This is a genomic window from Mycobacterium sp. 852002-51613_SCH5001154 (assembly GCF_001667425.1).
Taxonomy (GTDB): domain Bacteria; phylum Actinomycetota; class Actinomycetes; order Mycobacteriales; family Mycobacteriaceae; genus Mycobacterium.
This window is the reverse complement of record NZ_LZII01000080.1, coordinates 1-12,955: the sequence shown is the minus strand read 5'-3', so window position 1 is coordinate 12,955 and position 12,955 is coordinate 1. Positions and strand designations below refer to the sequence as shown.

Sequence of the window (12,955 nt, the reverse complement as noted above, 5' to 3'; positions counted from 1 at the left end):
GTTCGGGAGTCGAGCACGACCCTGGCGGCAATTTCGCCGGGCTCGAAGGACTGAAATCACTTCGCCGCGACGACGAACCCTCGCATGATCGCCTCGATGTCGGACGACTGCGTGACCGCCTCGTTGGCCAGGCCGGTAATGGTGAGCTGAACCAGGTACCGCTGCTTGGCGGGCGGCGAACCGGTGGCGATGACGATCCGGTTGAAGCTGTGCAGCCGCGTGCCATCCAAGTCGTAGCTGCCCTCGATCATCGACGAGGGGAAGCCGTTGTAGGGCGTCGTCGAGGCGTCCAGCTGCTTGAAGTTCTCGAACAGTTGGGCGTCGTCGTTGCCGTGCTGGATCACCTGGGCGGCATCGAAATCGCCGTGCAGCACGAACACCACGAGTCGGGCGGTCGGATACTTGCCGCCCTTGGAGATCATCAGCGTCTTCGGGGAGATGTGCGGATTGTTGGCCGCCGACCAGCCCGGGGGCGTCGGTATCGACACCGTCAGGTCGGGCAGGTTGCCCGGCGCGACTTGCTCGCCGGTCACACCGATGTTCTGCAGGTATTGCGACAGCGGCACAGGCTTGGCGACCCGTGTCGTGGTGGTCGTGGTTGTCGGCGTCGTGGACCAGATCGTTTGATAGTCGGGCGTTTTCGGGCCGCACGCCACCGCGGGCAGCGTCAGCGCAATGGCCGCGGCCGCGCAGGCACGTCTCACAGAATCTCGCGGACCGTGTCGACCGGCCGAGCCAGCCGGGTGCCCTTCCGGGTGACGACGAACGGTCGTTCGATCAGGATCGGGTGTTCGACCATGGCGTCGAGCAACTGGTCGTCGGTCGCATCGGCGAGGTTGAGCTCGGAGTACAGCGATTCCCGCTTGCGCACCGCGGTGCGCACATCGATCCCGGCGTCGTCGATCATCTTGATCAGTTCGTCGCGGGACGGGGGGTTCTTCAGATATTCGACGACCGTCGGCTCAAACCCGCTGTCGCGCAACAAGTCCAGCGTCTTGCGGGACGTGCTGCACTTGGGGTTGTGATAGATGACGGTATCGGCCATCTAGGCATCCCCGTCGAATAGCCCCGTGACGGAGCCGTTTTCGAAGACGGCGCGAATGGTGCTGGCCAACAGCGGCGCGATGGACAGGACGGTGAGCTGGGGGAAGCGCTTCTCCTCGCCGATCGGCAGAGTGTTGGTGACGATCACCTCGCGAGCACCCGAGGCCGCGAGCCGCTCGGCGGCCGGGTCGGACAGCACCCCGTGGGTGGCCGCGATGATGACGTCGGCGGCGCCGTCATCGCGCAACAGCTGCACAGCGCCGGCAATGGTGCCGCCGGTATCGATCATGTCGTCGATCAGCACGCAGGTCCTCCCCTGCACCTCGCCGACGACGCGGTTGGACACCACCTGGTTGGGCACCCGAGGATCACGGGTCTTGTGGATGAAGGCCAGCGGGACGCCACCCAATGCGTCGGCCCACTTCTCGGCGATGCGCACCCGGCCCGAGTCCGGGGAGACGACCACCATGTTGCCGTCCGGGTAGTTGTCCCGGATATAGCCGGTGAGCAGGTTCTGCCCGCGCATGTGGTCGACCGGGCCGTCGAAGAAACCCTGGATCTGGTCGGTGTGCAGGTCCACGGTCACGATCCGGTCGGCGCCGGCCGTCTTGAGCAGGTCGGCGACCAGTCGCGCCGAGATCGGTTCGCGGCCGCGATGCTTCTTGTCCTGGCGGGCGTAGGGGTAGAACGGCATGACGGCGGTGATCCGTTTGGCGCTGCCCCGCTTGAGCGCGTCGATCATGATCAGCTGTTCCATCAGCCAGTCGTTCACCGGCGCCGGGGCCGACTGCAGGACGAACGCGTCGCACCCGCGGACCGACTCATGGAACCGGACGAAGATCTCGCCGTTGGCGAACTCCCGCGCCGTCTGAGCGGTGACGTGGACGTCGAGCTCCTTTGCCACCTGCTCGGCCAACTCCGGGTGTGCACGGCCGGAGAAGAGCATCAGGTTCTTGCGGTTGTCGGTCCAGTCGTGGCTCAACGCGCTGCCCTCGCCGTTCGGATCAGAAGTGGATGCCAATCGTACGTAGCGAATGGTACGGAAATGTGGCCGGGTTACCAGATACCAAAGTCACGATGTCGATTCGGGCTCGGATGTGTCGTCGTTGAGCTTGACCGCCTTCTCGGCCGCTTCGGCGGCCGCGCTGCCCGGCCGTTTGCGCTGCACCCAGCCCTCGATGTTGCGTTGCGGACCGGCGGACACCGCCAGTGCGCCCGGGGGGACGTCGTCGCGGACCACGGTTCCCGCGCCGGTGTACGCGCCGTCGCCTACCGTCACCGGGGCGACGAACATGGTGTCCGACCCGGTGCGCACGTGCGAGCCGATCGTGGTGCGCCGCTTGCTGGTGCCGTCGTAATTGACGAAGACGCTGGACGCTCCGATGTTGCTGTGCTCGCCGATGTCGGCGTCGCCGACGTAGGTCAGGTGCGGAACTTTCGTGCCGGCGCCGATCGTCGAGTTCTTGGTCTCGACGAACGCGCCGAGCTTGCCTTCGTCGCCCAACACCGTCCCGGGCCGCAGGTAGGTGAAGGGGCCGACCGTGGCGCCGGCGCCGATGGCCGATGAGGTGCCGTGGGTGCGCACCACCGATGCGCCGTCGCCGACGGTGACGTCGGTGAGCGTGGTGTCCGGGCCGACGACGCAGTGGCCAGCGATCTGGGTGCGGCCCAGCAGTTGCGTGCCCGGGTGGATGACGGTGTCGCGCCCGATCGTGACGTCGACGTCGATCCAGGTGGTCGCGGGGTCGACGATGGTCACCCCGGCCATCTGGTGGGCGGCGACGATCCGGCGGTTGAGTTCGGCGCCCAGTTGTGCGAGCTGGACGCGGTTGTTGACGCCGGCGACCAGGGCGCTGTCGTCGACGCGCTGGGCATGGACGGCCTGCCCGTCGCCGCGCAGGATCGAGATCACGTCGGTCAAGTAGAGCTCCCGCTGGGCGTTGTTGGAGCTCAGCCGGCTGAGCGCGGAGCGCAGCGCGGCGACGTCGAAGGCGTAGACGCCGGCGTTGACCTCGCGGATTTCCCGCTGGAAGGGTGTCGCGTCGGCGTGTTCCACGATCGCGGTGACCTCGTTGTCCTGGGTGCGCAGGATGCGGCCGTACCCGGTGGGGTCGGCAAGCGTCGTGGTGAGCACGGTCGCGGCGGCCGACCCCGCGTTGTGGGTCGCGATCAGGTCGGCCACGGTGTCGGAGTCCAGCAGCGGCGTGTCACCCGAGGTCACGACGACCACGCCGGCGTAGTCCTCGGGCAGCGCGGACAGGCCGCACAACACCGCGTGGCCGGTGCCGAGCGGCCGGTCCTGCAGGGAGACCTCGATGCCGCGCCCCAGGTCGTCGGCCCACTCGGCGACCAGCGGGGAGATGCGCTGGTGGTCGTGTCCCAGGACCACCACCAGGTGTTGCGGCGCGACCTTGGTGATCGCGTGCAGCAGGTGGGACAACATGCTGCGACCGGCGAGCGTGTGCAGCACCTTGGGGGTGTCCGACCGCATCCGGGTGCCGGGCCCGGCCGCGAGCACCAGGACCGCGGTATCACCACGAGACGCCATCAACTCTCCTCAACCCCGGCGTGCGCGCTGGCACGACGACACGCCGTCAAGCGTGGCACTTCACCTGATGTTGACGCAAAGACCGCGCCCCGGGCGATCACTGCCCTCAGTATGGAAACCGCCGCCTCGAATTCGTGCATAGGCCCCACACTCGAAGCCAAGCTCCGTCGCCAGGACTCGAACCTGAACTATCTGAACCAAAATCAGAGGTGCTGCCGATTACACCACGACGGATTGCCGGCCCTTTGGGCCCGCGCCACCAACAGACTTTAGACGGTATGCGGGCCGATCGCGGCGCCGAGGGAAAGACGGGCGGTTCGGTGCGGGCGACCCTATACGCTGATTGACGTGGCTGTTCTCGATAAGGAGCCGGACAAAGAGGCACGCGCGCCGCGCGCCCGGATGACCGGTACCGAGCGCCGACAACAACTCATCGGCATCGCACGCTCGCTGTTCGCCGAACGCGGTTATGAGGGCACCTCCATCGAGGAGATCGCGCTCCGCGCCAACGTGTCCAAGCCGGTCGTCTACGAGCACTTCGGCGGCAAGGAGGGGCTGTACGCCGTGGTCGTCGACCGCGAGATGTCGGCACTGCTGGACGGCATCACCTCGTCGTTGACCAACAACCGTTCCCGGGTCCGGGTCGAGCGAGTCGCGCTGGCGCTGCTCACGTACGTCGAAGAGCGCACCGACGGCTTCCGCATCATGATCCGCGACTCACCGGCCGCGATCAGCTCGGGCACCTACTCCAGCCTGCTCAATGACGCCGTCAACCAGGTCAGCTCCATCCTGGCCGGCGACTTCGCCCGCCGCGGCCTTGATCCCGAGCTGGCGCCGTTGTACGCCCAGGCGCTGGTGGGCTCGGTGTCGATGACGGCGCAGTGGTGGCTCGATACGCGTGAGCCCAAGAAAGAAGTGGTCGCGGCGCACCTGGTCAACCTGATGTGGAACGGGCTGACCCACCTGGAAGCCGACCCCCGGCTGCAGGACGACGGGTAGAGATTCGCCCGGCGGGCGTGACGTCACGGCGGTTCCCGCCTGGGGAGTTTATTCGGTCAGCGTCACACCCACCGCGACAATCGGCCGGGGAAATTGCTCTGCGGCGCAAGCTTCGTCGAGCGCATCCTCGATGACGGCGGCCAGCTCGTCGACACCGAGTTCCGAATCGCCAGCAACGTACGGGCCGGCCTGGTCACCGCCTACGTGCACTTCGGTCAGGATGAGGCCGTGCCGGGCGCGGACGTCCGCCATGGCGGCAATCGTCCGGCGGATTTCCCCGCCGTAGCGGGCCCGGGCGCCGTCCCGGGGACCGGGAGAATCCAGCCGGCAGTACAGGCCCACCAGGTCGAAGGTGGGGCGCGCCCGGCCCCGCCGTCGTGGGCCGGCGACGTGGGGAGCCGCGAGGGGAGAGTCCAGCACGATACGCCCGACACCGACGCCCACCGCGTCGCGCAACAACTCGGGCGATCCCGGGTGCGCGACGATGCGTGCCGGGTCCGTCCCCGCGGCGAGGGCGACCGCCAACTCGGCGCCCGAGCGGACGCTGATACCGAGGCGCTCTTTGCGCGCCATGCGCGCGACTTCGATGGTCAGCGGCGACCGTCCGAAGTGGACGACGCGCGCACCCCGCAGCGTTTTGCGCCAACGGCGGGCGCGATCGCGGAAATCGGCCTCGGCGGCCACGCCGGCCGGGGCGTGCGGTCCGGCGCCGGCGCACAGCGGGGGCACCGCGTCACCGATGGAGGGCAGGAGGTCCAGCAAAGTCATGAGTCCAACGTGCGCCCGCGTCGGGTCGGGGGCGCTCTTCCTAACGATCCCTTGACGGCGGCAGGCTCAAAATTGACGAATTCTGGCGCCCCTAGAATGGATTCATCATGACCGCACCGGGGCCTGCTCGCCCAGAACTCCCGATCGCGGGGCTCGTTGAATTGGCGCTCACCGCGCCGACCTTCCAGCAACTGATCGAAAGCGCGGCCGAGCGACCGGCCGAGCTGCACCTGGTGGGTCCTGCCAGCGCGCGGCTTTTCGTCGCCAGCGCGCTGGAGCGGTTGGGTCCTCTGCTGGTAGTCACCGCGACCGGGCGTGAAGCCGATGACCTGACCGCCGAACTGCGCGGCGTCTTCGGCGACGCCGTGGCGGCCTTCCCGTCCTGGGAGACCCTGCCGCACGAGCGGCTCTCTCCGGGAGTCGACACCGTCGGCGCCCGGCTGACGGTGCTGCGGCGGCTGGCTCATCCCGACGACGCGCGGTTGGGCCCACCGCTGCGCGTCGTGGTGACCGCGGTGCGCTCGCTGCTGCAGCCGATGACCCCGCAGCTGGGCCTGCTCGAGCCGGTGACATTCAGCGTCGGCCAGGAGATCGCCTTCTCCGAGGTCGTCGCCCGGTTGGTCGAGCTGGCCTACACGCGGGTCGACATGGTCGGCCGGCGCGGTGAATTCGCCGTGCGCGGCGGGATTCTCGACGTCTTCCCGCCGACCGCCGAGCACCCGGTGCGCATCGAGTTCTGGGGCGACGAGGTCAGCGAGATGCGGATGTTCTCCGTCGCCGACCAGCGCTCCATACCCGAGATCGAGGTGGAGACGGTCATCGCGGTGGCCTGCCGCGAACTGCTCCTGACCGACGACGTGCGGGAGCGGGCCGCCGCGCTGGCCGCCCGGCATTCCGGGGCCGAGCCCGCCATCACCGGCAGCGTCACCGACATGCTGGCCAAGCTGGGCGAGGGCATCGCGGTCGACGGCATGGAGGCGCTGCTGCCGGTCCTGCGGCCCGGCGAACACGTGCTGCTGACCGACCAACTGGCCGAGGGCACTCCGGTGCTGCTGTGCGACCCGGAAAAAGTGCGCACCCGGGCCGCCGACCTGATCAAGACCGGCAGCGAGTTCCTCGAGGCGTCCTGGTCGGTCGCGGCGCTGGGCACCGACGCCCCCGTCGACGTCGCGCAGTTCGGCGGGTCGGGGTTCGCCGAGCTGGACGACGTGCACGCCGCGGCGGCGCGCTCGGGTCATCCCTGGTGGACGTTGAGCCAGTTGTCCGACGAGTCGGCGATGGAGCTGGACATTCGGGCGGCGCCGTCGGCCCGCGGGCATCAGCACGACATCGACGGGATCTTCGCGATGCTGCGCGCCCACGTATCGACCGGCGGCTACGCCGCGGTCGTCGCCCCTGGCGCCGGCACCGCCCATCGCGTCGTCGAGCGGCTGGCCGACTCCGACACCCCCGCGGCGATGCTGGAACCGGGCGCGGCCGATACCACGCTCAAACTGGGGATCGTCAGCGTCCTCAAGGGCCCGCTGCACGACGGCGTCGTGATCCCGGGCGCCAACCTGGTCGTCATCACCGAGACCGACCTGACCGGCAGCAGGGCCACCGCCGTCGAGGGCAAGCGGCTGGCGGCCAAGCGGCGCAACACCGTCGATCCGTTGGCGCTGACGGCCGGGGACCTGGTGGTGCACGACCAGCACGGCATCGGCCGGTTCGTCGAGATGACGGAACGCACGGTCGGCGGTGCCCGGCGCGAGTACCTGGTGCTCGAGTACGCGTCGAGCAAGAGGGGCGGTGGGTCCGACAAGCTGTATGTGCCGATGGACTCGCTGGACCAGCTGTCCCGGTACGTCGGCGGGCAGGCGCCCGCGCTGAGCAAGCTGGGCGGCAGCGACTGGGCCAACACCAAGACCAAGGCCCGCCGCGCCGTGCGCGAGATCGCCGGCGAGCTCGTCGCGTTGTACGCGAAGCGGCAGGCCAGCGCCGGGCACGCCTTCGCCCCGGACACCCCGTGGCAGGCGGAGATGGAGGACGCGTTCGGCTTCACCGAGACCGTCGACCAGCTCACCGCGATCACCGAGGTCAAGGCCGACATGGAGAAGCCGGTCCCGATGGACCGGGTGATCTGCGGCGACGTCGGCTACGGCAAGACCGAGATCGCGGTGCGCGCGGCCTTCAAGGCCGTCCAGGACGGCAAGCAGGTCGCCGTGCTGGTGCCGACCACGCTGCTGGCCGACCAGCACCTGCAGACATTCACCGACCGGATGGCCGGCTTCCCGGTGACGGTCAAGGGGCTATCCCGGTTCACCGACAACGCCGAGTCCCGCGCCGTGATCGAGGGCCTGGCCGACGGGTCGGTGGACGTGGTGATCGGCACGCACCGGCTGCTACAGACCGGGGTGCGCTGGAAGGACCTGGGCCTGGTCGTTGTCGACGAGGAGCAGCGGTTCGGCGTCGAGCACAAGGAACACATCAAGTCGCTGCGCACCCACGTCGACGTGCTGACCATGAGCGCCACCCCGATCCCACGCACGCTGGAGATGAGCCTGGCCGGGATACGCGAGATGTCGACCATCCTGACCCCGCCCGAAGAGCGCTATCCCGTGCTGACCTACGTCGGGCCGCAGGACGACAAGCAGGTGGCGGCCGCCCTGCGGCGCGAGCTGTTGCGCGACGGGCAGGTCTTCTACGTGCACAACCGGGTGAGCTCCATCGACCGGACGGCGGCCCGGATCCGCGAGCTGGTGCCGGAGGCGCGGGTGGTCGTCGCGCACGGGCAGATGCCCGAGGAGCGGCTGGAACGCACCGTGCAGGGGTTCTGGAACCGCGAATACGACATCCTGGTGTGCACGACGATCGTGGAGACCGGGCTGGACATCTCCAACGCCAACACGCTGATCGTCGAGCGCGCCGACACCTTCGGGCTTTCGCAGCTGCACCAGCTGCGCGGCCGGGTGGGGCGCAGCCGCGAGCGGGGTTATGCCTACTTCCTGTATCCGCCGCACGCCCCGCTGACCGAGACGGCTTACGACCGGTTGGCGACCATCGCGCAGAACAACGAGCTGGGCGCGGGCATGGCGGTCGCGTTGAAAGACCTCGAAATCCGTGGCGCCGGCAACGTGCTGGGCGTCGAGCAGTCCGGCCACGTCGCCGGGGTCGGGTTCGACCTGTACGTGCGGCTGGTGGGTGAGGCCGTGGAGGCCTACCGGGCGGCGGCTGACGGCCAGACCGTCACCACCGCCGAGGAGCCCAAGGATGTGCGGATCGACTTGCCGGTGGACGCCCACCTGCCGCCGGACTACATCGCCAGCGACCGGCTGCGGCTGGAGGCCTATCGGCGGCTGGCCGCGGCGGGCTCGGACGGCGAGATCGCGGCCGTGATCGAGGAACTCGTCGACCGCTACGGTGCGTTGCCCGAACCGGCCCTGCGCCTGGTGGCGGTCGCGCGGTTGCGGCTGCTTTGCCGCGCCGCCGGCATCACCGAGGTGTCGGCCCCGTCGGCGGCGACGGTGCGGCTTTCGCCGATAACGCTGCCCGATTCGGCCCAGGTGCGCCTCAAGCGGATGTATCCGGCCGCGGGCTACCGCGCCACGACCTCGACGGTGCAGGTGCCCATCCCGCGGGACGGGGGCGTCGGTGCGGCACGCATCCGCGACGTGGAGTTGGTGCAGATGGTGGCCAACCTGGTGACGGCGCTGCAGGGTAAATCCCAGATAGAGATTGGTATAACGGGTTCACAGTCGGCACCTATGTCCGGGGAGGAGCGACAGGCGCGATGATCGTCGTCTTGTTCGACCCCCGTCGCCCGTCGCTGGTGCCGGTCGAGGCCATCGAACACCTCAGCGGTGAGGTGCAGTACACCGAGGAGATGCCCGTCGCGGTGCCGTGGTCGCTGCCCGCGGCGCGTCCGGTGCATGCCGGGGACCCCGATGATCCAGCGCCGGTGTTGCTGTCGTCGGACCCCGAGCATCCCGCCGTCACCGCCCGGCTGGCGGCCGGCGCCCGGTTGATCTCCGCGCCGGAGACACCGCGCGGCGAGCGACTGGTCGACGTGGTGGCCATGATGGACAAGCTGCGCACCGCCGGGCCGTGGGAGAGTGAGCAAACCCACGACTCGCTGCGCAGGTTCCTGCTGGAGGAGACCTACGAACTGCTGGACGCGGTCCGCAGCGGCAGCGCCGACCAGCTGCGCGAAGAACTCGGCGACGTGTTGTTGCAGGTGCTCTTTCACGCGCGCATCGCGGAGGACGCCCCGCAATTTCCCTTCACCATCGACGACGTCGCCGTCACGCTGATGCGAAAGCTGGGCAATCGGGTTCCGGGTGTGCTTGCGGGTCAGACCATTTCGCTCGAAGAGCAATTGGCCCAATGGGAAGAGCGCAAGGCGGCCGAAAAGCCGCGCAAGTACGTGATGGACGAGGTGCATACCGGTCAGCCGGCGTTGGCGTTGGCCCAGAAGGTGATTCAGCGTGCCGAGAAGGCCGGCCTGCCCGCCGATCTCATCCCCGCCGAGATCACCTCCATCGCGGTGTCGGCCGACGGTGATGCGGAAAGCGCGCTTCGCACGGCGGTTCTGGAGTTCGTGGACACGGTCCGCGCGGTCGAGCGGGCGATCGCCGCGACGCGCCGCGGCGCGGGTGTTCCGGAGGAATTCGACGTCACCCCGCTCGGCGAGGTCACCGAAGACGAGTGGCGTGAGCACTGGCCGTCGGACGAGGTGGTCGACGAGTCTGCGACCGGTGCGGTCGCCGACGACGCCTGACCGCCAAAGCTGCGTCAGCTAACCGATAATTAGCGGAAATCCTGCGCTCGCGCCCCGATACGGCCGGGCAGCACCGCGACCCATGGGACGATGGTTGTGCGAAGTTGGTGCAGGGGAGTCGAGGGAGCTTTAACCAGCATGGTGTCGCCGAGGCGTTGGTTGCGCGCGGCCGCCGTGATAGGCGCGACCGCGATGCTGCTGGCCTCCAGTTGCACGTGGCAGCTCAGCCTGTTCATCCCGGAGGGCGTCCCGCCGCCTGCCGGGGCTCCGGTGCCGCCGGTGGACACGCACGCCAGCGGTAGACCCGCGGACCAGCTTCGGGCCTGGGCCGAACAGCGCTCCCCGACCCTGGAGATCCCGGTGATCGCGCTGGAGGCCTACGCCTACGCCGCCCGGGTCGCCGAGGTCGAGAACCCGAAGTGCCACATCGCGTGGACCACGCTGGCGGGCATCGGGCAGGTCGAGAGCCACCATGGCACCTATCGCGGCGCGCGGCTGGCGCCCAACGGTGACGTGAGCCCCCCCATTCGCGGTGTCCGCTTGGACGGCAGCGGGGGCACCCTGCGCATCGTCGACAGCGAGGAACCGGTGACCGACGACGACGGGGTGGTGCGGGCCATGGGGCCGATGCAGTTCATCCCCGAGACCTGGCGGTTGTACGGCGTCGACGCCCACAACGACGGCCGCGTCAGCCCCGACAACATCGACGACGCCGCGCTCGCGGCCGCGGGTTACCTGTGTTGGCGGGGAAAGGATCTGGGGACGCCGCGCGGCTGGATTACCGCGCTGCGGGCCTACAACAACTCCGGCGTCTACGCGCGAGCGGTGCGCGACTGGGCGACCGCTTATGCGGCGGGTCACCCGCTGTAGCAGGATGTATCAGGCTCTACGCTAACGGCGGCGAGGCCGGCACCAGCTACAACGCAAGGAGAAACTCAGTGCCGATTATCGAGCAGGTCGGGGCCCGCGAGATCCTCGATTCCCGCGGTAACCCGACGGTCGAGGTCGAGATTGCCCTGATCGACGGAACTTTTGCCCGCGCGGCGGTGCCGTCCGGCGCGTCGACCGGTGAGCACGAGGCCCATGAGTTGCGCGATGGCGGTGAGCGTTACGGCGGCAAGGGCGTGCAAAAGGCGGTGCAAGCCGTTCTCGACGAGATCGGCCCGGCGGTGATCGGGCTCAACGCCGACGACCAGCGGCTGGTGGACCAGGCGCTCGTCGACCTGGACGGCACCCCCGACAAGTCCCGGCTGGGCGCCAACGCGATCCTGGGCGTCTCCCTGGCCGTCGCCAAAGCGGCCGCCGACTCAGCCGAGCTGCCGCTGTTCCGCTATGTCGGCGGACCCAACGCCCACATCCTGCCGGTGCCGATGATGAACATCGTCAACGGCGGTGCGCACGCCCACACCGCTGTCGACATCCAGGAGTTCATGGTGGCCCCGATCGGCGCCCCCAGCTTCACCGAGGCGCTGCGCTGGGGCGCCGAGGTGTACCACTCACTCAAGTCGGTGCTGCAAAAGCAGGGGTTGAGCACCGCCCTGGGTGACGAGGGCGGCTTCGCGCCCGACGTGGCGCACACCAAAGCCGCCCTGGACCTGATCTGCCAGGGCATCGAGTCGGCCGGCCTGAAACTCGGCGCCGATGTGGCGCTGGCCATCGATGCGGCGGCCACCGAGTTCTATAACAAGGGCACCGGATACATCTTCGAGGGCAGCACCCGCAGCGCCGAGCACATGGCGGAGTTCTACGCCGATCTGCTCGGCTCCTACCCGCTGATCTCGATCGAAGACCCGCTCTCCGAAGACGATTGGGATGGCTGGGCGGCGTTGACGGCGGCGATCGGCGACCGCGTGCAAATCGTCGGCGACGACATCTTCGTCACCAATCCGGAGCGCCTCGAAGAAGGCATCGAGAAAGGTGTCGCAAACGCGTTGCTGGTCAAGGTGAACCAGATCGGCACGCTGACCGAGACTCTCGATGCGGTTGCGCTGGCGCACCACAGCGGGTACCGCACGATGATGAGCCATCGCAGCGGCGAGACCGAGGACACCACGATCGCCGACCTGGCGGTTGCCGTCGGCAGCGGGCAGATCAAGACCGGTGCACCCGCCCGCAGTGAGCGTGTCGCCAAGTACAACCAGCTGCTGCGGATCGAGGAGGCGCTGGGCGACGCTGCTCGTTACGCCGGCGACCTGGCGTTCCCGCGGTATGCGCCGGAGGCCAAATAGCTTGCCCGCCAAGCCGGATCCGAAACGGCGCTCCCCGGCATCGCGTCCGGGGAAGGCCGGGGATTCGGTTCGGCGCCGCCGCACGGCCAAGCCGTCTTCCAAGCCGTCCCAAACCGCGAAGCAGCCCGGCGCGAGGTCGGTCGAGCATGTCGTCGAGCCCATCAAGCGACAGGCGGTCGAATCGGTCGAACAGCGGTCCGAGCAGCGGCTGGGATTCACCGCGCGGCGGGCGGCGGTGCTCGCCGCGGTCGTCTGCGTGCTGACGCTCACCATCGCCGGCCCGGTGCGGACCTACTTCGCACAGCGCACGGAGATGAATCAGTTGACGGCGAGCGAAGCCGCGTTGCGCGCTCAGATCGCCGAACTCGAGCAGAAGAAGGCCAAACTCGGCGACCCGGCCTACATCGCCGCGCAGGCCCGCGAGCGGCTCGGCTTCGTGAAGCCGGGCGACATCCCCTTCCAGGTCCAGCTGCCGCCGACCGCGGCGACACCTTCCGAGCCCGGAAGCCAGGCGGCGAAACCCGCCAACACCGATCCCTGGTACACGTCGCTCTGGCACACCATCGCCGACGCGCCACACCTGCCGCTGGCCAATGTTCCCCCGGCCGGAGG

Annotated in this window: 10 protein-coding genes, 1 tRNA gene and 1 pseudogene; 6 read left to right on the top strand and 6 right to left on the bottom strand. The window is 68.9% G+C overall.

What is annotated here, in order from left to right; genetic code table 11:
* Window positions 1–56: 56 nt before the first annotated feature.
* The 5 genes from A5750_RS20495 to A5750_RS20475 form a co-directional block, all read right to left on the bottom strand.
* The gene (locus A5750_RS20495; RefSeq protein ID WP_067265341.1) at window positions 57–704 is read right to left on the bottom strand and encodes an LpqN/LpqT family lipoprotein; all 648 of its coding nucleotides are present in this window, start codon (window positions 702–704) and stop codon (window positions 57–59) included.
* Window positions 701–1,045 carry an arsenate reductase (glutaredoxin) gene (gene arsC / locus A5750_RS20490; RefSeq protein WP_067265338.1) on the bottom strand — a complete coding sequence of 115 codons (345 nt, stop codon included), beginning with the start codon at window positions 1,043–1,045 and terminating at the stop codon, window positions 701–703. Before arsC ends, A5750_RS20495 begins: the two co-directional genes overlap by 4 nt.
* Entirely contained in the window at window positions 1,046–2,026 is a 981-nt protein-coding gene (locus A5750_RS20485) for a ribose-phosphate diphosphokinase (protein WP_066957338.1), read from the bottom strand.
* A 90-nt stretch (window positions 2,027–2,116) separates the two neighbouring features.
* On the bottom strand, window positions 2,117–3,592 hold the full coding sequence (gene glmU, locus A5750_RS20480) for a bifunctional UDP-N-acetylglucosamine diphosphorylase/glucosamine-1-phosphate N-acetyltransferase GlmU (protein ID WP_067265336.1): 1,476 nt from the start codon (window positions 3,590–3,592) through the stop codon (window positions 2,117–2,119).
* 162 nt (window positions 3,593–3,754) lie between these two features.
* Window positions 3,755–3,826, bottom strand: a tRNA-Gln gene (locus A5750_RS20475).
* Window positions 3,827–3,994: 168 nt separating this feature from the next.
* Here A5750_RS20475 and A5750_RS20470 point away from each other — a divergent pair.
* On the top strand, window positions 3,995–4,591 hold the full coding sequence (locus A5750_RS20470; protein ID WP_156622474.1) for a TetR/AcrR family transcriptional regulator: 597 nt from the start codon (window positions 3,995–3,997) through the stop codon (window positions 4,589–4,591).
* A gap of 69 nt (window positions 4,592–4,660) precedes the next feature.
* On the opposite strand, the pseudogene A5750_RS20465 reads toward A5750_RS20470, so the two are convergent.
* Window positions 4,661–5,359: pseudogene (locus A5750_RS20465) on the bottom strand (diaminopimelate decarboxylase); the annotation flags it as partial.
* A 107-nt stretch (window positions 5,360–5,466) separates the two neighbouring features.
* On the opposite strand from A5750_RS20465, the gene mfd reads away from it, so the two are divergent.
* The 5 genes from mfd to A5750_RS20440 form a co-directional block, all read left to right on the top strand.
* Window positions 5,467–9,132, top strand: coding sequence for a transcription-repair coupling factor (gene mfd / locus A5750_RS20460; protein ID WP_067265332.1), 3,666 nt, complete (start codon window positions 5,467–5,469; stop codon window positions 9,130–9,132).
* Entirely contained in the window at window positions 9,129–10,115 is a 987-nt protein-coding gene (locus A5750_RS20455; protein ID WP_066957329.1) for a nucleoside triphosphate pyrophosphohydrolase, read from the top strand. Before mfd ends, A5750_RS20455 begins: the two co-directional genes overlap by 4 nt.
* Window positions 10,116–10,256: 141 nt before the next feature.
* Window positions 10,257–10,985, top strand: coding sequence for a lytic transglycosylase domain-containing protein (locus tag A5750_RS20450; protein WP_156622475.1), 729 nt, complete (start codon window positions 10,257–10,259; stop codon window positions 10,983–10,985).
* 68 nt (window positions 10,986–11,053) lie between these two features.
* Window positions 11,054–12,343: a phosphopyruvate hydratase gene (gene eno / locus A5750_RS20445; protein WP_067265329.1), complete on the top strand. Its 1,290-nt coding sequence runs from the start codon at window positions 11,054–11,056 to the stop codon at window positions 12,341–12,343.
* Window position 12,344: 1 nt separating this feature from the next.
* The coding region (locus A5750_RS20440; RefSeq protein ID WP_067265326.1) for a septum formation initiator family protein at window positions 12,345–12,955 on the top strand (611 nt) is incomplete at its 3' end.

Excerpts from the sequence above, each read along its gene's own strand:
- arsC (WP_067265338.1), bottom strand. The coding sequence starts at position 1,045 with ATGGCCGATACCGTCATCTATCACAACCCCAAGTGCAGCACGTCCCGC.
- glmU (WP_067265336.1), bottom strand. The coding sequence starts at position 3,592 with ATGGCGTCTCGTGGTGATACCGCGGTCCTGGTGCTCGCGGCCGGGCCC.
- A5750_RS20470 (WP_156622474.1), top strand. The coding sequence starts at position 3,995 with ATGACCGGTACCGAGCGCCGACAACAACTCATCGGCATCGCACGCTCG.
- mfd (WP_067265332.1), top strand. The coding sequence starts at position 5,467 with ATGACCGCACCGGGGCCTGCTCGCCCAGAACTCCCGATCGCGGGGCTC.
- A5750_RS20455 (WP_066957329.1), top strand. The coding sequence starts at position 9,129 with ATGATCGTCGTCTTGTTCGACCCCCGTCGCCCGTCGCTGGTGCCGGTC.